The 18,098-nt window shown below is 63.8% G+C and carries 17 protein-coding genes; 9 read left to right on the top strand and 8 right to left on the bottom strand.

The features are described from left to right. Positions 1-82: 82 nt before the first annotated feature. Positions 83-1,021 carry a LysR family transcriptional regulator gene (locus tag FQ746_RS17650; protein WP_144110732.1) on the top strand — a complete coding sequence of 313 codons (939 nt, stop codon included), beginning with the start codon at positions 83-85 and terminating at the stop codon, positions 1,019-1,021. Positions 1,022-1,247: 226 nt separating this feature from the next. Continuing rightward, positions 1,248-1,409 carry a hypothetical protein gene (locus tag FQ746_RS34830; RefSeq protein WP_186310768.1) on the top strand — a complete coding sequence of 54 codons (162 nt, stop codon included), beginning with the start codon at positions 1,248-1,250 and terminating at the stop codon, positions 1,407-1,409. 134 nt (positions 1,410-1,543) lie between these two features. Here FQ746_RS34830 and FQ746_RS17645 read toward each other — a convergent pair whose 3' ends face one another. From FQ746_RS17645 to wrbA, 4 genes are all read right to left on the bottom strand, one after another. Further along, positions 1,544-2,350 carry a metallophosphoesterase gene (locus tag FQ746_RS17645; RefSeq protein ID WP_144110730.1) on the bottom strand — a complete coding sequence of 269 codons (807 nt, stop codon included), beginning with the start codon at positions 2,348-2,350 and terminating at the stop codon, positions 1,544-1,546. 59 nt (positions 2,351-2,409) lie between these two features. Beyond that, positions 2,410-3,828, bottom strand: coding sequence for an FAD-binding oxidoreductase (locus FQ746_RS17640; RefSeq protein ID WP_144110728.1), 1,419 nt, complete (start codon positions 3,826-3,828; stop codon positions 2,410-2,412). A 44-nt stretch (positions 3,829-3,872) separates the two neighbouring features. Continuing rightward, a complete protein-coding gene (locus FQ746_RS17635) occupies positions 3,873-4,310 on the bottom strand; it encodes a DUF2069 domain-containing protein (protein WP_144110726.1) in 438 nt (145 codons plus the stop codon). A 66-nt stretch (positions 4,311-4,376) separates the two neighbouring features. Next, a complete protein-coding gene (gene wrbA / locus FQ746_RS17630; RefSeq protein WP_144110724.1) occupies positions 4,377-4,979 on the bottom strand; it encodes an NAD(P)H:quinone oxidoreductase in 603 nt (200 codons plus the stop codon). A 179-nt stretch (positions 4,980-5,158) separates the two neighbouring features. On the opposite strand from wrbA, the gene FQ746_RS17625 reads away from it, so the two are divergent. Then, on the top strand, positions 5,159-6,472 hold the full coding sequence (locus FQ746_RS17625) for a YihY family inner membrane protein (RefSeq protein WP_186310767.1): 1,314 nt from the start codon (positions 5,159-5,161) through the stop codon (positions 6,470-6,472). A 40-nt stretch (positions 6,473-6,512) separates the two neighbouring features. Here the strand turns inward: FQ746_RS17625 and FQ746_RS17620 are convergent, their stop codons facing one another. From FQ746_RS17620 to FQ746_RS17610, 3 genes are all read right to left on the bottom strand, one after another. Continuing rightward, a complete protein-coding gene (locus FQ746_RS17620) occupies positions 6,513-6,833 on the bottom strand; it encodes an Mpo1-like protein (RefSeq protein ID WP_144110720.1) in 321 nt (106 codons plus the stop codon). 160 nt (positions 6,834-6,993) lie between these two features. Further along, positions 6,994-7,839 carry an alpha/beta fold hydrolase gene (locus FQ746_RS17615; protein ID WP_144110718.1) on the bottom strand — a complete coding sequence of 282 codons (846 nt, stop codon included), beginning with the start codon at positions 7,837-7,839 and terminating at the stop codon, positions 6,994-6,996. Beyond that, a complete protein-coding gene (locus tag FQ746_RS17610) occupies positions 7,836-9,194 on the bottom strand; it encodes an O-acetylhomoserine aminocarboxypropyltransferase (RefSeq protein WP_144110716.1) in 1,359 nt (452 codons plus the stop codon). The genes FQ746_RS17615 and FQ746_RS17610 overlap by 4 nt, the downstream gene beginning before the upstream one ends. 330 nt (positions 9,195-9,524) lie before the next feature. On the opposite strand from FQ746_RS17610, the gene FQ746_RS17605 reads away from it, so the two are divergent. From FQ746_RS17605 to FQ746_RS17590, 4 genes are all read left to right on the top strand, one after another. After that, entirely contained in the window at positions 9,525-9,998 is a 474-nt protein-coding gene (locus FQ746_RS17605; RefSeq protein WP_144110714.1) for a CBS domain-containing protein, read from the top strand. Between the two features lie 163 nt (positions 9,999-10,161). Then, positions 10,162-12,099: an MFS transporter gene (locus FQ746_RS17600; protein WP_144110712.1), complete on the top strand. Its 1,938-nt coding sequence runs from the start codon at positions 10,162-10,164 to the stop codon at positions 12,097-12,099. 149 nt (positions 12,100-12,248) lie between these two features. After that, positions 12,249-13,349, top strand: a complete 1,101-nt coding sequence (gene aroC, locus FQ746_RS17595) for a chorismate synthase (RefSeq protein ID WP_144110710.1) — start codon at positions 12,249-12,251, stop codon at positions 13,347-13,349. Between the two features lie 57 nt (positions 13,350-13,406). Next, a complete protein-coding gene (locus FQ746_RS17590; protein ID WP_144110708.1) occupies positions 13,407-14,906 on the top strand; it encodes a glycosyltransferase family 9 protein in 1,500 nt (499 codons plus the stop codon). Positions 14,907-14,968: 62 nt separating this feature from the next. Here the strand turns inward: FQ746_RS17590 and FQ746_RS17585 are convergent, their stop codons facing one another. Continuing rightward, the gene (locus tag FQ746_RS17585; protein WP_144110706.1) at positions 14,969-16,642 is read right to left on the bottom strand and encodes an electron transfer flavoprotein-ubiquinone oxidoreductase; all 1,674 of its coding nucleotides are present in this window, start codon (positions 16,640-16,642) and stop codon (positions 14,969-14,971) included. Between the two features lie 202 nt (positions 16,643-16,844). On the opposite strand from FQ746_RS17585, the gene FQ746_RS17580 reads away from it, so the two are divergent. Both FQ746_RS17580 and FQ746_RS17575 read left to right on the top strand, forming a co-directional pair. Next, complete coding sequence (locus FQ746_RS17580; RefSeq protein WP_144110704.1) at positions 16,845-17,621, top strand: SDR family oxidoreductase; 777 nt, start codon at positions 16,845-16,847, stop codon at positions 17,619-17,621. A gap of 43 nt (positions 17,622-17,664) precedes the next feature. After that, positions 17,665-18,096: an acyl-CoA thioesterase gene (locus FQ746_RS17575; protein ID WP_144110702.1), complete on the top strand. Its 432-nt coding sequence runs from the start codon at positions 17,665-17,667 to the stop codon at positions 18,094-18,096. Positions 18,097-18,098: the final 2 nt, after the last annotated feature.

Genomic DNA, 18,098 nt, shown 5'->3' with positions numbered 1-18,098 from the left:
AGATGAAAGGCATTCTTACGTGTTGTGAGACAATCGCCTTTGCGAAACGTGTAACAATCGCTACCGTTCACTAGGGATGGGTATGGATACGCTTCAAAACATGCGCGTATTTGTCCGCGTGGTCGAAGCCGGGAGCTTCACGGGTGCTGCGCAGCATCTGAATACGACCACGGCGTACGCCTCGCGGGCGGTTTCCGATCTGGAGGCGCATTTGAGAACGCGCCTGCTGAATCGCACTACGCGCCGTATCGCGTTGACCGAGGCCGGCGAGCGCTATCTTCAGCGTTGCGAGCAGATTCTTGCGTACGTCGATCAGGCCGAAGCCGAGGCGAGCGACGCGCACGCCCGGCCGTCCGGCAAGCTGAAGGTGCATGCAATGACGAGCTTCGGCCAGCACTACGTGGTGCCGGCGGTGGGGCAATATCAGGAGCGTTACCCGGAGGTGCAGATCGAGCTGACGCTGGCGCAGCGCATGCCTGATCTGCTGGACGAAGGCTTCGACGTGTCGTTGACGCTCGCGACCGAATTGCCGGATTCCGGGCTGGTGTCGCAGCGTCTGGGCAGCGCGTTCAGCATTGCCTGCGCGTCGCCGGCTTATCTGGAGCGGCACGGCGTGCCGCAGACACCGACGGATCTCGCGCAGCATCGTTGCATGCAGATGGTCACGCCGGTGTTTCCGACCGACAAATGGACTTTCGAAGGCCCGAACGGCGAAGAATCGATCGAACTGGGCTCGACCACGTTTCAGGTGAACGTGGCGGAAGCGATGGTCGTCGCGGTGAGTCAGGGCATGGGTGTCGGCCTGATTCCCATCTATTCCGCGATCAGCGGTTTGCGCAACGGCAAGCTGGTCTGGCTGTTGCCCGAGTACACGTCGCAGGAAATGAATCTGTACGCGCTGTATCCGTCGCGCCAGTATCTGGACGCAAAAATACGCACGTGGGTCGAATTTTTGCGCGATGTATTGCCGGCGACGCTCGCCGCCGATCATGAGGAATTGCGGCAGTTTGCCCGCACCTGACGGGGCGGCGGGGAGTGGCGCGCGGGGCGGAGTGCGCGCCGTGTGGTGTTACATGCCTGCCGCGTCGCAACATTTTCTTACTTCTTGAGCGCGGTCGATTTGCTAACGTGTGGTCACGCGTCGCCGCCCGAGTGCCTGGGTAACCGGGAATCAACGCCGGGAATCAACGGCCACGTTTTACGCAGGCAGGTCGGCGAATCGCTACAACTGGAAGGACGAGGGACTCATGGATACGCATCTGATGATTGGCGTGGCCGTTATGTTTGGACTGATTGCGGTCGCCGCATCGCGCGATCTGCTGCGCCGCCAGCGCGAGCAACAGCCGCGACTGATCCCGATCAGGATCGAACGCCCGGGTAAGGCGCAAGGCCAGCGACGCGAGCGTTGATTGCCGGGTGAAGTTTCTGTTTTGATGGCTGCGCTGGATTCCCGGTCGAATTTCTGGCTATTTTTCCGGCGGGCCTGATTTTTTGCGGCGGTTTCTCCTGCCGCGTTGCTGTTGCCTCTGGCGACGCTGCTCGCCTAAATCTCCACGACCTTGTCCCACGCGAACTGCGGGTTCTCCCAACGGCCGGTGCGCCGGTCGCGATAACCGCGCGGATTGCAGACTACGCGCGTGCCCTCGACGGTGTAATCGAACGACGTATGCGTGTGACCATGAATCCATAGCGATACCGGTGCGCGCACGAGTTCGGGCAGATGCGTGACGAAACCCGCTGATACACGGTCCTCGGCATAACGTTCGGCCAGACTCAGCCGATGCGGCGCGTGATGACTCACCACGATCGTCTTGCCGTCGAACGGCCGGGCCAGTTCCGCTTCCAGCCAGGCTCGCGCCTGCCGATGCAGTGCCAGCGAATCCTCCGGCGTGAAGTCGCGCGGCGAGTCGAGCGGGCCGCGCGGCCAGTTCGTCTGGATCACACCGTGGAAGTCGAGCATCGCTTTGCGCGATGCCCCGATGGACTCCGCCAGCGCATCGGGATCGGCGCCATATAGCGCGAAATCGGTCCATAGCGTGGTGCCGAGCACTCGCCAGCGGCCTTGCGGATCGACCAGCGCCGCATTGTTGAGCACGTGCACGCGATCGACCTGCGCGGCCGCGTCTTGCAACGCGGCTTCCATCGCGCCGAACTCGCTGTCGTAATACTCGTGATTGCCCGGCACGTAGACCACCGGCGCGGCGCCGTCGAAAGCTTGCGCGGCCCAGCGCGGACCGGCCGCATGATTGTGGATGTCGCCGGCCAGCACGATCAGATCGGCCTGCGCATGCGGAATCACTTCGGGTTCGTCATTTTCCAGATGCAGATCGGACAGCACTCGAATTTTCACGATGGCTCCTGCGATGGGGCCGCTCCGTCGACCTGAGCGGCTTCCGGTGACTTCGTTGTTCAGCGCACGACCTTGCCCGGGTTCATCAGACCCAACGGGTCGAGCGCGCGTTTGACGGCCTGCATCATCCGCACCTCGACGTCCTGCTTGTAGTGCATCGCCTCGTCGACCTTCAACTGGCCGAGGCCATGTTCCGCGCTGATACTGCCGCGATGGCGATGCACGCTGTCGTAGACGACCTGATTGATCGGACTCTGATACTGCTCGAGAAACGCCTTCGCATCGACGCCTTCGGGCGCCTGCACGTTGTAATGCAGATTGCCGTCGCCGAGATGGCCGAAGGTCACCATGCGCGCGCCGGGCGCCGTTCTGGCCACCGCCGCGTCGGTTTCGTCGATGAAGTGACCGATGCGCGAAATGGGCACGGCGATATCGTGCTTGATGTTCAGGCCTTCTTCGGCCTGAGCGAGCGGAATATGCTCACGCAGATTCCAGAACGCCCGCGACTGTGAGAGGTTCTCCGCCACGACCGCGTCTTCCACGAGACCAGATTCGAGCGCGGTTTCCATCAGTCGTTCGAACAGCGTGCGGGCGTGTTCCTCGTTCTCACTGTCCGACAGTTCCAGCAACACGATTTGCGCGTGCGGCTCTGCGAACGGATAGCGCATCTGCTCGAAATGCCGGCCGACCAGCCGCACGCAGAAATCCGACATCAGCTCGAAACCGGTCAACAGCGGGCCGGCCACGCTTTGCGTGAGCGACAGGAAGTCGAGCGCCGCATGCGGCGAGGCCAGCGCGGCGAGCGCGGTGACGCGCGCGGCCGGTTGCGGGTGCAGCTTGAGCACAGCCGCGGTGATGATGCCGAGCGTGCCTTCCGCGCCGATGAACAGGTCGCGCAGATCGTAGCCGGTGTTGTCCTTACGCAGTCCGCGCAGACCGTCCCACAGTTCGCCTTGCGGCGTGACCACTTCGAGACCGAGACACAGTTCGCGCGTGTTGCCGTAGCGCAGCACGCCCGTGCCGCCGGCATTGGTCGCCAGATTGCCGCCGATCGTGCAACTGCCTTCGGCTGCGAGACTCAGCGGGAAAAGACGGTCCGCTGCCTGCGCGTGCTTCTGAACCTCGGCGAGGATGACGCCCGCTTCGACGGTGATCGTGTTGTTATGCGGATCGACATCGCGCACGCGATTAAGTCGCCGCAGGCTCACGACCGCCTGCGTGCCGCTCGCGTCCGGCGTGGCGCCGCCGGCCAGACCCGTGTTGCCGCCTTGCGGCACCAGCGCGATGCGATGCCCGGCGGCGAGCTTGACGAGCGTTGCGACTTCGGTGGCCGTGCCGGGGCAGAGTACCGCGCACGCGGCGCCCGTATAACGGCGCCGCCAGTCGGTGAGATGGGGCGCGGTGTCGTGCGGATCGGTCAACACCTGGGCAGCGCCGATGGCGTCGCGGCAGGCGGTCAGAAAGGCGGCTTGAGTCATGATGGTCGGTCGGAAGTTGCGCGGATGGGTTACACGGGCAGCGTCTAGGGTCGCGGGACGGGGTTGGCGGTCTGCTTTGCAGCCAGCTTTGCTGCTTGTTTTGCTGCTTGTTTCGCCGCGCGTTTGAACGGCGCGACATAGGCGAGCGAACACACGAAGAAAACCACGGCGAGCGCGGTTTCGAGCCACGCCAGCAGCGCGCTCGTGCCATGGTCGCTCCAGCCGCGAACGACGCCTTCGGTGAAATACAGCAGGATCAGCATCGACGCCCACTGCAGCGTATAGAGCCGGTGTCGCCAGACGCCCGGCAGCGCGAGCAGCAAGGGCACGGCTTTGAGGACCAGCGCGGAACCGCCGGGCCGCAACGGTGCGAGCCACCATTCCCAGGCTACCGACAGCGCGATCAGCGCGCACAAGGTCGCGGTGGCGCCGTGCGCGGCGATCTGCCGGCGGGGGGTGGGGAGAGGGCGCGGCTCGTTCACGGGTGGGTTCTCGATTGGCTTAGGCGGGCTTCTCGTCTGGCTTCAAGTCCGGATTCACGTCTGGATTCACGGCCGCTCGGTCATGGCTGCCGCCGTGCGCGCCACGCGTGCGCCAAGCGCGATGGCGAGCGTTTTTTCGTCGGCGGAGATGCCCTGGTCGGCGCCCCCTGCGCGTGCGAAATGCGAGGCGCCATAGGGCGTGCCACCGGTTTGCGTGGTGCTCAGCGTGCTCTCGGTGTACGGAATGCCGACGATCAGCATGCCATGATGCAACAGCGGCAACATCATGGAGAGCAGCGTCGACTCCTGCCCGCCATGCAGACTGCCGGTGGAGGTGAACACACACGCGGGCTTTCCGGCCAATGCACCGGCCAGCCACTGCGGCGTCGTGCCGTCGAGAAAGTATTTGAGCGCGGCGGCCATGTTACCGAAGCGGGTGGGCGAGCCGAGTGCGAGGCCGGCGCATTCTTCGAGATCGCGCAGTTCGACGTAGGGTGGACCTTCGGCTGGAATGTCCGGTTGCGTCGCTTCGCAAACGGCGGACACCGCGGGTACCGTACGCACGCGCGCCTGGATGCCGGGGATGCTGTCGATGCCGTGCGCGATGGCCAGCGCGAGCTCGCGCGTAGCGCCGTGACGGCTGTAATAAAGCACGAGAATGTCTTTCATAGGCCTCAACGGTGAACGGGTATTATAGGGGCTCGGTCCGCGGCACAGGCCGCTCGTGGCTATCTGGCCAGGTGCGCGGCGACGCTCGCAAACCGGCGCTAAAAAGATTCCAAAGCAGGTCGAAGAGCAGGTAGAAAAGCAGGCTCCCGAAACACGGATTGCGATGCAAGGAGGTGGGTTTGTTGTCCAAGGTGCGTTTCGATCTCGACTCGCTCAAGCGGCTCGCGAAATTCGCTGCGAAGCGCAGCAGCGAAGACCGCATTCCGCAGGTGGCCGGCAGCCTCACGTTCACCACCATGCTCGCGCTCGTGCCACTCGCCACGGTCGCTTTCGCGTTGTTCACCGCATTCCCGATTTTCAGTTCGTTCCAGGAGTCGCTGCAGTTCTTCCTCGCCGACCACCTGATGCCCGAGCAACTGAACAGCCAGATCTTCAAGTACCTGAACCAGTTCGCGTCCAAAGCCAAAGGGCTGACCACGATCGGCATGATCCTGCTGTTCGTCACGGCGGTGATGACCATGATGACGGTCGAATCCGCTTTTAACGTGATCTGGCGGGTGCGCAAGGCAAGGCCGATCGCGCAGCGCATTCTGGTGTACTGGGCGATCATCACGCTGGGCCCGATCCTGATTGGCGTGAGTCTTTCGATTTCCTCCTATCTGTTCACGCAGTCCATGACCTTTACCGCCGCGCAGCGCATGACGCCGGTGATCGAATGGGCGCTCGCCGGTGCCGCACTGCCGCTCACGGCCGTCGCTTTCACGATCCTTTACGTCTACCTGCCGAACACGCGCGTGGAGTGGCGCGACGCGTTGATCGGCGGGGTGACGGCCGCCATCGCGTTCGAACTCGCCAAGCGGGGTTTCGGCTACTACGTGCGCCGCATTCCGACCTACACCGCCGTGTATGGCGCGTTTGCCGCGGTGCCGCTGTTCCTGTTGTGGATGTACCTGTGCTGGTTCATCACGCTGGCCGGCGCGATGATCGCCTCGGCGCTGCCCGCCATCCGCATCGGCCAGTTCCACCGGCCGACCTTCGCGGGCAGCGATCTGTTCGATTCGCTCGAACTGCTCGCGCGGCTTTCCGAGGCGCGCGACGCCGGCAAGTCCGGCTATACGATGCCGGAAATCTCGCGCATGCTCCGCCGCAACATGGACACGTCGATCAACCTGCTGCTCAAGCTCGAAGAGATCGAGTGGATTGCGCGTTTGCAGGAAGACGGCAAGCGGCCGAAGTTTCTGCTGCTCGCAAATCCGGCGCAGATTACCGTGCAGCAACTGTTCGACCTGTTCGTGATCGACCGCGCGGAACTCGAATATCAGCTCGATCTGAATTCCACGCGGGTCGACGGTCCTACGCTGCTCACCGCTCTGGAAAACGACGGCCTCAAGGTCACGCTGGCCACGCTGCTCACTGAACGCGCCGCCGCTCGTGCCGCGATGGCCGGCGAAACCGAAAGCGGCAATTCGCCGATGCCGACCCAAACCGTTTGATGCTTCGCGCCGGGCCGAAAGTCGAAGCCATTGCGCGGCGCTACAACGCGATTCTGCCGATGCAGATGTCCTTGAACATCACCCAGTCGCCCATCAGGCTATAGAACGGATGACGGAAAGTGGCGGGACGGTTTTTCTCGAAGAAGAAGTGCCCGACCCATGCGAACCCGTATCCGCAGACGACGGCTGCCGGTAACCAAAGCCAGTCGCCCGTCGCGAGCGCCATCGCGAGGCATCCTATTACGGCGAGCGAGCCCACGAAATGCAGCCTGCGCGACACGGTATTGCGATGTTCGCTGAGGTAGTACGGATAGAACTCCGCGAAACTCGCGAAGTGGTCGGTATGCGCGGTTTGAGCCATCTTCGTCTCCCAAGGTCGACGCTTTTCGATTTCCCCTGCCTGCGGCGCCGAAGCGGGACAGGCGTGGGCCATTGTGCGGCTAGCCGTCGACGCGCGCAACCTGGCCATTCGGCCGATGGCGCGACGCTGTCGAAGCCGCTATCGTGACGGTTCGCAGCGCTTATCCGGCCGTATGGGACGACAGTGTCGACGGCGTCGAGGCGAACGCAAAGAGCGCATCCAGAGTGGCGTCGGGCTGCTCGCTCATGAGTGCGTGACCGGCGTCGAGCGTGATGGTGTCGACCTTGCCGCCCGACTGCGTCAATGCGTCGGCGAGCGTCTGGGCGGCGCGCGGCGGCGTCATCGCATCGCGTCGGCCGACTATCAGCCGCGTTGCGCAGCGCACCTGCGCGGCGCGCGCAAGTCCATCCGCATAGGTGTTGCAAGCGGTGAAATCGGTGTGGAACAACTGCGGCTCGCCGTTCGACGATACGCGTTCCATCAGCCGCTGGTTCATCCCATGCAGCCAGAATCCCGGGCCGGGGCACGAGGGTTTGGCGGCGGACGTGGAGTGCGACCAGACGTTCACCATGCCGATCGCCTCCGGTTCGCGGTGCAAGGCGGCGTCGAGCAGCGCGTCGGAGACGGCCATGGGCAGGGCCGTCGCCAGCAACGCTAGATGCGTCGCACGTTCGGGATAGCGGCCCGCGAAGTCGAGTGCGATCAGCGAGCCCATGCTGTGGCCGGCGACGAACGCGCGTGCGACGCCCGCAGCGTCGAGCAGGTCGGCGAGCCAGTCGGCCAGCGCGGCTACCGTCGTGAGGGCCGGGCCGGCGCTGCGGCAATGACCGGGCAGATCGACCGCCAGCACGCCGAACCCGTGATGCGCGAAGTAACGGGTTTGCAGCGCCCAGACACTGTGATCGTGTTCTGCGCCGTGAATGAACACGGCGGTCGGCAGCCCAGCGTCGAACGGTTTGCCGCCGGTGTACGCATAGGCGGGTTTGCCCTGCACGGTGAGCTTCATGCGGACTCCGGGCGCGAGGGATTGGCTGCGGGTGCGGTGGGTGCGGCCGCTTTCTGCGCAGGCTTTAGTGCAGGCTTTTGCGCCGCCTTCAGCGCGCGTTTGAGATCGTCGATCAGGTCGTCCGGGTCTTCGAGTCCGATCGACAGGCGAATCGTCCCTTCGGCAATGCCGGCCGCGGCGAGGGCGTCGGCATCCATCCGGAAGTGCGTGGTCGAGGCGGGGTGAATGACCAGCGAGCGTGCATCGCCCACGTTCGCGAGATGCGAGAACAGCGAGAGTGCTTCGATGAAGCGGCGGCCGGCGGCACGGTCGCCGCGCAGATTGAAGCTGAACACGGCGCCCACGCCGCGCGGCAGCAGGCGTCTTGCCAGTGCGTGATCGGGATGCGACGGCAGTTCGGGATAGGCGACGCTTTCGACCGCTGCGTGAGCCGCGAGAAATTCGACGATGCGCCGTGCGTTGGCCACGTGCCGCTCCATGCGCAGCGGCAATGTCTCGATGCCCTGCAACAGTTGCCACGCCGCCTGGGGATGCAGGCACGCGCCGAAATCGCGCAGACCTTCGCGGCGCGCGCGCAGCAGGAAGGGCGCGACGGTGCTCTCCTCGGTGAAGACCATTTTGTGAAAGCCATCGTAGGGCTCGGTGAATTCGGGGAAGCGTCCCGAGGCCTCGAAATCGAAGGTGCCGCCGTCCACCAGCACGCCGCCGATGGTTGTCCCGTGCCCGCCGAGGAATTTGGTGGCCGAGTGATAAACGAAGTCCGCGCCGTGCTCGAACGGCTTGAGCAGATAAGGCGTGGTGAAGGTCGAGTCGACCAGCAGCGGCACGCCGTGCGCATGGGCCAGTTCCGCCACCGCGCCGATGTCGAGCACGTCGAGCCCCGGATTGCCGAGCGTTTCGCCGAACAGCAGGCGGGTCGTCGGGCGCAGTGCCGCGCGCCACGCGTCGAGATCGCCCGGCTTGACGAACGTCGTTTCGATACCGAAGCGCCGCAACGTGTAATGCAGCAGGTTGTGCGAGCCGCCATAGAGCGCGCTCGACGCGACGATATGCGAGCCGGCGCCCATCAGCGTGGCAATCGCCAGATGGAGGGCGGCCTGACCGCTGGCGGTGCCGATCGCGCCAGCGCCGTTTTCCAGCGCGGCGACGCGTTCCTCGAACACCGCCACGGTCGGGTTCGAGATGCGCGAATACACATGGCCTGCGCGTTCCATATTGAAGAGCGCGGCGGCATGGTCCGAATCGCGGAACGAAAACGAGGTGGTCTGGTAAATCGGCGTGGCGCGCGCACCGGTGGTTGGATCGGGGGCGGCGCCCGCGTGCAGCGCAAGCGTATCGAAACGGTTGGCGGACATCCTGGGCGGCAAGGCCACGAACGGCCTCGCGAAAGGTGAAAGTGGCGGCCATCCTATCACCGGGGTACGCCGCTTCAAGCGCGGTTTTCCCGAAGTGCGGGCTTGCGGCGGGTCGTTCGGGGCTGCCTCACGGGGCGGTCGCGAGCTTGCCCGCGGCGCTGTCGCAAGCCTCCGGTAAAGGTCCGGCAAGCGTCCGGCGCACCTGCCGTCTCACGGCGAGCGGCCGCCGCGCCCCGGTGGGCGGCCCGCTTTCCTTTTATGAGCCTTTCCGCTAGGATCGAAAATCATTCATGCATTGCAATGCCTAGCGGGTATTACGGGAGACACCTCATGCGAGTCATCGACATTCTCAAGGTCAAAGGCAACACCCTGTTTACGGTCACCCCGGACGCCACGCTGCACGATGCAGTCAATACCATGGCCGAGCACGATATCGGCTCGCTGGTCGTCATGGAATACGGCGATCTGGTCGGCATGCTGACCTTCCGCGAAATTATCCTGACCTTGCGCGAGAACGACGGCAGCGTCGGCACCTCGACCATCCGCAAGGTCATGGACGACCATCCTCTCACCTGTACCCCGGAAACCGACGTCAACGAAGTGCGCCGCATGATGCTCGAACATCACGTGCGGTATTTGCCGGTGCTGGAAAGCCGTACGCTCATGGGTGTGATCTCTTTTTACGACGTCGCAAGAGCGGTGGTCGAAGAGCAGGGTTTCGAAAACCGCATGCTCAAAGCCTATATCCGCGACTGGCCGGAAGAACAGCAGGGCCAGCAGCAGGAACAGCAACCGGCGCGGTGACAGAAAACCAGGACGGTCGAGTGCGGCGCGTGATTCGCCAAGCTTCGCCGTCAAAGCAAAGAAGCAGTCGGAATGCGCGCGCAAGCGCGCTTTTTTGTGTCCGGTCCGCCTGTTGGCTTCCCTTTCTTCTTGAGCGGCGCTGTCTGCCGGTTCTGCGAACTTCATGAGCGATCGTCCTCTGCCAGCCGGCCGCCGCGCCGCCCGTCCTCACGCGAACCACGAGTCCCAGTTCCAGTTGCTCGGCCAGCGCCGCTTCGCGCCGTTCTTCTGGACGCAGTTCCTCGGCGCGATGAACGACAACGTGTTCAAGATCGGCTTTACGTCGCTCGTCACGTTTCAGGCGGCGCGTTTTTCCGGCGTCGACCCGGCGACCGCCGCGTTCCTGATCTCGGCTATCTTCATCCTGCCTTTCGTGCTGTTGTCGGCCACGGCCGGCCAGATCGCGGACAAGTACGACAAGGCCCTGCTCACGCGCCTCGTCAAGAGCTTCGAAATCGTGGTGATGCTGATAGGCGGCGCGGGTTTCCTGTTGCATAGCGCGCCATTGCTGTATTTGTGCACGTTCCTGATGGGTGTGCATTCGACCGCGTTCGGCCCGGTCAAGTATTCGTATCTGCCACAGCATCTGTCGCCACGCGAACTGGTCGGCGGTAACGGGATGGTCGAGATGGGTACCTTCGTGGCGATCCTGATCGGCACGATCGTCGGCGGGGTGGGGGCGGGTCTCGTCGAGCACGGCGCGATCGTGCTTGCCGTCGCCTGCGTGGCCATCGCGCTGGTCGGGCGCGTGGTGTCGGGCAGGGTGCCGCAGACGCCTGCGCCGCAACCCGATCTGCGGATCAACTGGAACCCGTTCACCGAGACCTGGCGCAATCTGAAACTCGCCCGCGAAAACCGCACGGTGTTTTTGAGCCTGCTGGGTATTTCGTGGCTGTGGTTTATCGGCGCGACGTTCCTGTCGTCGTTTTTCAGCTTTGCGAAGAACGTTCTGTCGGCCGACCCGGATGTCGTGACGGTTCTGCTCGGCACGTTCTCGGTTGGTATCGGGCTGGGGTCGCTGCTGTGCGAAAAACTCTCGAAGCGGCGCATCGAAATCGGTCTCGTGCCGCTCGGCTCGATTGGTATGAGCGTGTTCGGCATCGACCTGTTTTTCGCGAGCCATGCGCTGCCGGGCGCGGGACATCTGCTGGGTGTCGGTGAATTCCTCCTGCGTGCGACCGATTGGCGCGTGCTGGCCGATCTGTTCCTGCTCGCGCTGTTCGGCGGTCTGTACAGCGTACCGCTCTACGCGTTAATCCAGAGTCGCAGCCAGCCGAGCCATCGCGCCCGCATCATCGCCGCGAACAACATTCTGAATTCGCTGTTCATGATCGTCTCGTCGCTGATGGCAATGGGACTGACCGCGGCGGGCTTTAGCATCCCGGCCATTTTTCTCGTCACCGCGCTGCTCAACATCGTGGTGGCGACCTACATCTACTCGCTCGTGCCGGAGTTTCTGTTGCGCTTCATAGCGTGGGTGCTGGTGCACACGTTCTACCGGATCCGTCTCGTGCATGCCGAGCGCATTCCCGAAGAAGGCGCCGCGGTGCTGGTGTGCAACCACGTGAGTTTCGTCGATGCGATCGTCATCATGGCCGAGAGCCCGCGGCCGATCCGCTTCGTGATGGATCATCAGATTTTCAAGGCGCCGTTCGCGGGCTGGGTGTTCCGTCATGCGAAGGCGATTCCGATCGCGCCGGCCCATCAGGACGCACACATGTTGACGCAGGCCTACGAGCGCTGCGCGAGAGCGCTGGCCGAGGGCGATCTCGTGTGCATCTTTCCGGAGGGCAAGCTGACCCGCACGGGCGAGATGAATCCGTTTCGCCATGGCGTGACCGAGATCGTCCGCCGCACGCCGGCGCCGGTGATTCCGATGGCGCTGCGCGGATTGTGGGGCAGCGTGTTTTCGCGCGCCGGCGACGCGCACTGGCCGCGGCCTGTGCAAAAGGGGGTGATGAGCCGCCTGACGCTGGCGGTGGGCGAGCCGATCGACCCGGCGCTCGCGACGCCGGAACTGTTGCAGAAGACCGTCAACGAATTGCGTGGAGCGCGCAAGTAGGGCTGGAGGCGACGCGCGCTTTTGTCCAGACGGCCGGGCTTGCCTTATCCGGATGGCCAACACGGTGCATGCGTGGTGCCGAAGCGGGTCCGGGCGATGGACGGGCTGGCATAATACGGCCTTCCCTGCATTCCTTTTGGACCACGCTCATGTCCGGCAACACGCTCGGTACGCTTTTCACTGTCACGACTTTCGGCGAATCTCATGGCCCGGCTATCGGCTGTGTGATCGACGGCTGCCCGCCGGGCATGGCGTTGACGGAAGCCGACATCCAGTTCGAACTCGATCGCCGCAAGCCCGGCACCTCGCGCCACGTTACGCAGCGTCAGGAAGAAGACAAGGTCGAGATTCTCTCGGGCGTGTTCGAAGGCGAGACCACCGGCGCGCCCATTGCGCTGCTCATCCGCAATACGGACCAGCGCAGCAAGGACTACGGCAACATCGCCGAGACTTTCCGTCCCGGTCACGCTGACTACACCTACTGGCAAAAATACGGCATCCGCGACTATCGGGGCGGCGGGCGGTCGTCGGCGCGTCTCACGGCGCCCACGGTGGCGGCCGGCGCGGTCGCGAAGAAATGGCTGCGCGAGAAATTCGGCACCGAGATTCGCGGCTATATGGCAGCGCTCGGTGAGATCGACGTGCCGTTCGTCGATTGGGCAGAGGTTCGCGAGAATCCCTTTTTCGTGCCGAATGCGGCCGTCGTGCCGCAGCTGGAAACGTATATGGACGCGCTGCGCAAGGACGGCGACTCGATCGGCGCGCGCATCAACGTGGTGGCGTCGGGCGTGCCGGTCGGGCTCGGCGAGCCGCTCTTCGACCGGCTCGATGCGGACATCGCGCACGCCATGATGGGCATCAATGCGGTCAAGGGAGTCGAGATCGGCGCGGGCTTTGCCAGCGTCGCGCAACGCGGCTCGGTGCATGGCGACGAACTGACGCCGGAAGGTTTCGTCGGCAATCACGCGGGCGGCGTGCTCGGCGGAATTTCGACGGGACAGGACATCACCGTTTCCATCGCGATCAAACCGACCTCCAGCATTCGCACGCCGCGCCGCTCGATCGACAAGGCGGGCCAGCCGGCCACCGTCGAAACGTTCGGACGACACGACCCGTGTGTCGGCATTCGCGCGACGCCGGTCGCCGAATCGATGCTCGCTCTGGTGCTGATCGATCACGCGCTGCGTCACCGCGCGCAATGCGGCGATGTCGCGGTGAGCACGCCGAAAATCGCAGCAAGCGCGCCCTGAGGGCGAGGCCGCGCCTTAGCAACCCGGCCCACGGAAAGCGCTCGCCGCATCACGCTCATGAACGATCCGCACACCGGGCCGGACTCGGATCCGGCCCAGAACTCACTCGACGCGCTGCGCTCGCGAGCCGCCGCGCCCGATGCCAATGCCGCAGACTGCCTCGCCTATGGTCATTGGCTGCTGCAGCAAGCCAGTCGCGATAAAGACAAGCAGCGCGAAGCGCTCGCCGCGCTGGTGCGCGCGTATCGACTGGAGCCCGATTGCGACGCTGCGCTGCTTCACACGATTGCGCAGACGGCTTTCATCGTGCGCGACTGGGGTCTGGTGGACGACGCGACCGCGCTTCTGCTCGGGCAGAACCCGCAAGACGCCAATGCGCTGATATGGCGCGCGGCCGCCGTCCAGCAGCGCGACGATTTCGCCGCCGCCGAGGCGCTGCTGCGCGAGGCTTTGCGCGCCGTGCCGGGTAATGCCGTGGTGCTCCACAAGCTGGCGCTGTGCATTAAGGAACAGGCCCGGTTCGCCGAGGCGGAGTGCTTGCTTCGGCAAGTCCTGACTGCCGAGCCGGGCAACGCGCATGCGTGGTTCGATCTGTCCGAAATCGAAATCCGCACGGGCCGTTTCGCCGATGGTTGGGCGCATTACGAATCGCGCCTCGCTTTCGCCGACGATCTGAACAACGCCCAGCAGGCGCTGGCGGCAATCAGCGCACCGTGGCTGGGCGAGTCGCTGGCCGGCAAGACGCTGGTCGTGTACGGCGAGCAGGGCAATGGCGATTGTCTGTGGGCCGTGCGGTTCCTGCCGCTACTGGCCGAGCGTGCGCGCAACGAAGGCGGCCGCGTGGTATTCGGACACGACGGGCCGCTGCGCCATCTGTTCGAACGCGTGTTGCCGCCCGATCTGCCGCTCGAAACGAGTCTCGAGACGCAACCCGATTTTCATTGCGGATTGATGAGCTTGCCGCTGCGACTCGGCATTTTCGATTCGGCGGGGTGGGGTGGGCCGTATCTGAGCGCCGAGCCTGCGCTTGTCGAGGCATGGCGTGAGCGCACCTTTGCGCACACGGCCGGCCATGCGGGTCAGGCGCGGACGCTCAATGTCGGGCTGGTGTGGAACGGCAATCCCGAGCACATTCGCGACATGCGGCGCTCGGTGCCGGTCGATCAGTTCGAGCCGTTATTGCATGTGGCAGGCGTGACCTGGTTCGCGCTGTCGCCGGGACGCGCCGAAACGGTCGCGCAATGGCGCGCCCAAGGGCTGCCGGTGATCGACCTGACACATCATTTTCAGTCGGGTTTCGACGATGTTGCCGCGTTGCTGGCGAATCTGGACCTGGTCGTGACGATCGATAGCGGGCCGGCGCATCTGGCCGGTGCGCTCGGCGTGCCGACCTGTCTGATGATCGACCGCGTGTCCGCGTGGTTCTGGGGCGATGAGACGCCGCGCACGGCCTGGTACGACTCGATCGAGTTATATCGGCAGCCGCGGGTCGGCGACTGGGCGCCGGTGGTGGCGCAAGTGCGCAAGCGGATCGAAGCGATGCTTGGCGCGAAGTAGTTCGCCTTCACGACGCGAGCTTTGCCGAAGCAAAGCGCCGCGAAGGCGCAACCGGACGGCCCTTACATATTCGGATAGTTCGGCCCGCCGCCGCCTTCCGGTGTGACCCACACGATGTTCTGCGTCGGGTCCTTGATGTCGCAGGTCTTGCAGTGCACGCAGTTCTGCGCGTTGATGACGAGGCGCTCGCTGCCGTCGTCGTTCTTCACGAACTCGTACACCGCGGCGGGGCAGTAGCGCGCTTCCGGGCCCGCGTAGGTCTGCCAGTTCACGTTCACCGGCACGGATGGGTCTTTCAGCGTCAGGTGAGCCGGCTGATTCTCTTCGTGATTGGTGTTGGAAATGAACACCGACGAGAGCCGGTCGAACGTCAGCTTGCCATCCGGCTTCGGGTACGTGATCGGCGTGCATTGCGAAGCGGGCTTGAGCATCTCGTGATCGGAATGCTGGTGATGCAGCGTCCACGGCACGTTGCCGCCCAGCAGCTTCTGCTCGATGCCCACCATCAGTGTGCCGAGGTACAGGCCCTTGCTCATCCACTGCTTGAAGTTGCGTGCGCGATACAACTCCGTGTGCAGCCACGAGGTCTTGAACGACTCCGGGTAGGCGCTCAGTTCGTCGCCGGTGCGGCCGGCCTGCACGGCTTCGAACGCCGCGTCCGCGGCCAGCATGCCGGTCTTGATCGCCGCATGCGAACCCTTGATGCGCGAGGCGTTCAGGAAGCCCGCGTCGTCGCCGACCAGCGCGCCGCCCGGAAACACCAGCTTCGGCAGCGACATCAGGCCGCCTGCGGTAATTGCGCGCGCGCCGTACGAGACGCGCTTGCCGCCTTCGAGAAACGCGCGGATCGACGGATGGGTTTTGTAGCGCTGGAATTCCTCGAACGGCGACAGATACGGATTCGAGTAGCCCAGACCCACTACGAAGCCCACCACCACCTGGTTGTTGTCCATGTGATAGAGGAACGAGCCGCCGTAGGTGTCCGTATTCAGCGGCCAGCCGGCGGTGTGCATGACCAGACCCGGCTTATGCTTCGCCGGATCGATCTCCCACAATTCCTTGATGCCGATACCGTAGACCTGCGGATCGACGCCTTCGCGCAGCTTGAATTTATCGTTCAGCTGACGGCCGAGATGCCCGCGCGCGCCTTCGCAGAACAGCGTGTACTTCGCGTGCAGTTCCATGCCGAGCTGGAAGTTCTCGGTCGGCTGACCATCCTTGCCGATGCCGAGATTGCCGGTGACCACGCCTTTGACCGAGCCGTCGTCGTTGTACAGAATCTCCGCCGCCGGGAAGCCCGGGAAGATTTCGACGCCGAGCGCCTCGGCCTGCTGACCGAGCCAGCGCGTGACGTTGGCGAGGCTGATGACGTAGTTGCCGTGATTCTTGAAGTTATCCGGCAGCGCCCAGGTCGGTACGCTTTTCGAGCCGGTTTCGGTGAGGAACAGAAAGCGGTCTTCGGTCACGTCGACCGTGAGCGGTGCGCCTTTTTCTTTCCAGTCGGGAATCAGTTCGTTGATGGCGCGTGGGTCCATGACCGCGCCCGACAGGATATGAGCCCCGATCTCCGAGCCTTTTTCCAGCACGCACACGCCGATCTCGACGCCTTTTACAGCCGCCAGCTGTTTCAGGCGGATCGCTGCGGACAGGCCTGCGGGGCCGCCGCCGACGATCACGACGTCGTATTCCATCGACTCGCGCGGCCCGTACTGCTCAATGAGACTTGTGGGGGTCATTGATGCTCCTCTTACCGTTAAAATGCTTTTTTCGAGAATGCTTTTTTCGGGAACGTATTGTGGGTGATGGCTTCTTGCACTGCAACCCGCCTCACCAACATTAGCACGGCCGTTCTATTTTATGTGATACGGTACGGACCCACGGTGGCTTCTTACCGAAGCCTTCAACGCGTCAGTAACATCAACCGAACAAGGAACGACAATGGGCCGTTCGATCAATCTGGAAGGTAAGGTCGCGCTCATCACCGGCGCTTCGAGCGGGTTGGGAAAACGCTTTGCTCAGGTGCTGTCGCAGGCGGGCGCCAAGGTCGTGCTGGCCAGCCGGCGCACCGAACGTCTGAAGGAGTTGCGCGCCGAGATCGAAGCGTCCGGCGGCGCGGCGCACGTGGTGTCGCTCGACGTGACGGATTACCAGAGCATCAAGTCGGCGGTGGCACATGCGGAAACCGAGGCGGGCACCATCGACATTCTGGTGAACAACTCCGGCGTCTCGACCACGCAAAAACTGTCTGAAGTCACACCGGCCGACTTCGAATATGTGTTCGACACGAACACGCGCGGGGCGTTCTTCGTGGCCCAGGAAGTCGCCAAGCGCATGATCATGCGCGGCAACGGTGCGCAAAAACCGTCTTACCGGATCATCAATATCGCGTCGGTCGCTGGTTTGCGCGTGTTGCCGCAAATCGGTCTGTACTCGATGAGCAAGGCCGCCGTCGTTCACATGACCAAGGCCATGGCGCAGGAATGGGGTCGGCACGGCATCAATGTGAATGCCATCTGTCCGGGGTATATCGACACGGAAATCAATCACCATCACTGGTCGACCGAGCAGGGGCAGAAGCTGGTGTCGATGCTGCCGCGGCATCGGGTCGGCAAGCCGGAAGACCTGGATGGACTGCTGCTTCTGCTCGCGGCGGACGAATCGCAGTTCATCAACGGCTCCGTTATCGCGGCCGACGACGGTTTCGGGCTGGCTTGAACGAGGCCGGTCGAGCAGAATTCTCCACTTTCAAAGAAGTACGATGAGCGATTTTCACGCAGTTTTCGAGATGTCTATGCCCATTCGTTGGGGCGACATGGATGCGTTCGGCCATGTCAACAACACTGTGTACTTTCGTTACATGGAGCAGGTGCGGATTTCGTGGTTCGAGCAGGTTGGCCTGACCGGCAGTCATGCCGACGGGCAAGGTCCGGTGATCGTCAACGCGTCCATGGAATTTCTGCGGCAACTGCACTATCCCGGCGATGTGATCGGCAGGATGACCGTCGCGACGCCCGGTCGCAGCAGTTTCGACACGGGCTTCGAGCTGGTGCGCGCCGACGATCCGCATACCGTCTATGCACGCGGCGCGGCCCGTTGTGTGTGGATCGACTACGCGGCGGGCAAGTCGGTGCCGGTGCCGCAATTGCTGCGCGATACCATCGAGCGCGCGGCGCTGGTCAAGACGGACTGACA

This window comes from Paraburkholderia sp. BCC1886 (assembly GCF_900996245.1).
Classification (GTDB): domain Bacteria; phylum Pseudomonadota; class Gammaproteobacteria; order Burkholderiales; family Burkholderiaceae; genus Paraburkholderia.
The sequence above is the reverse complement of the archived record's forward strand: the minus strand, read 5'-3'. Positions and strand labels throughout refer to the sequence as shown.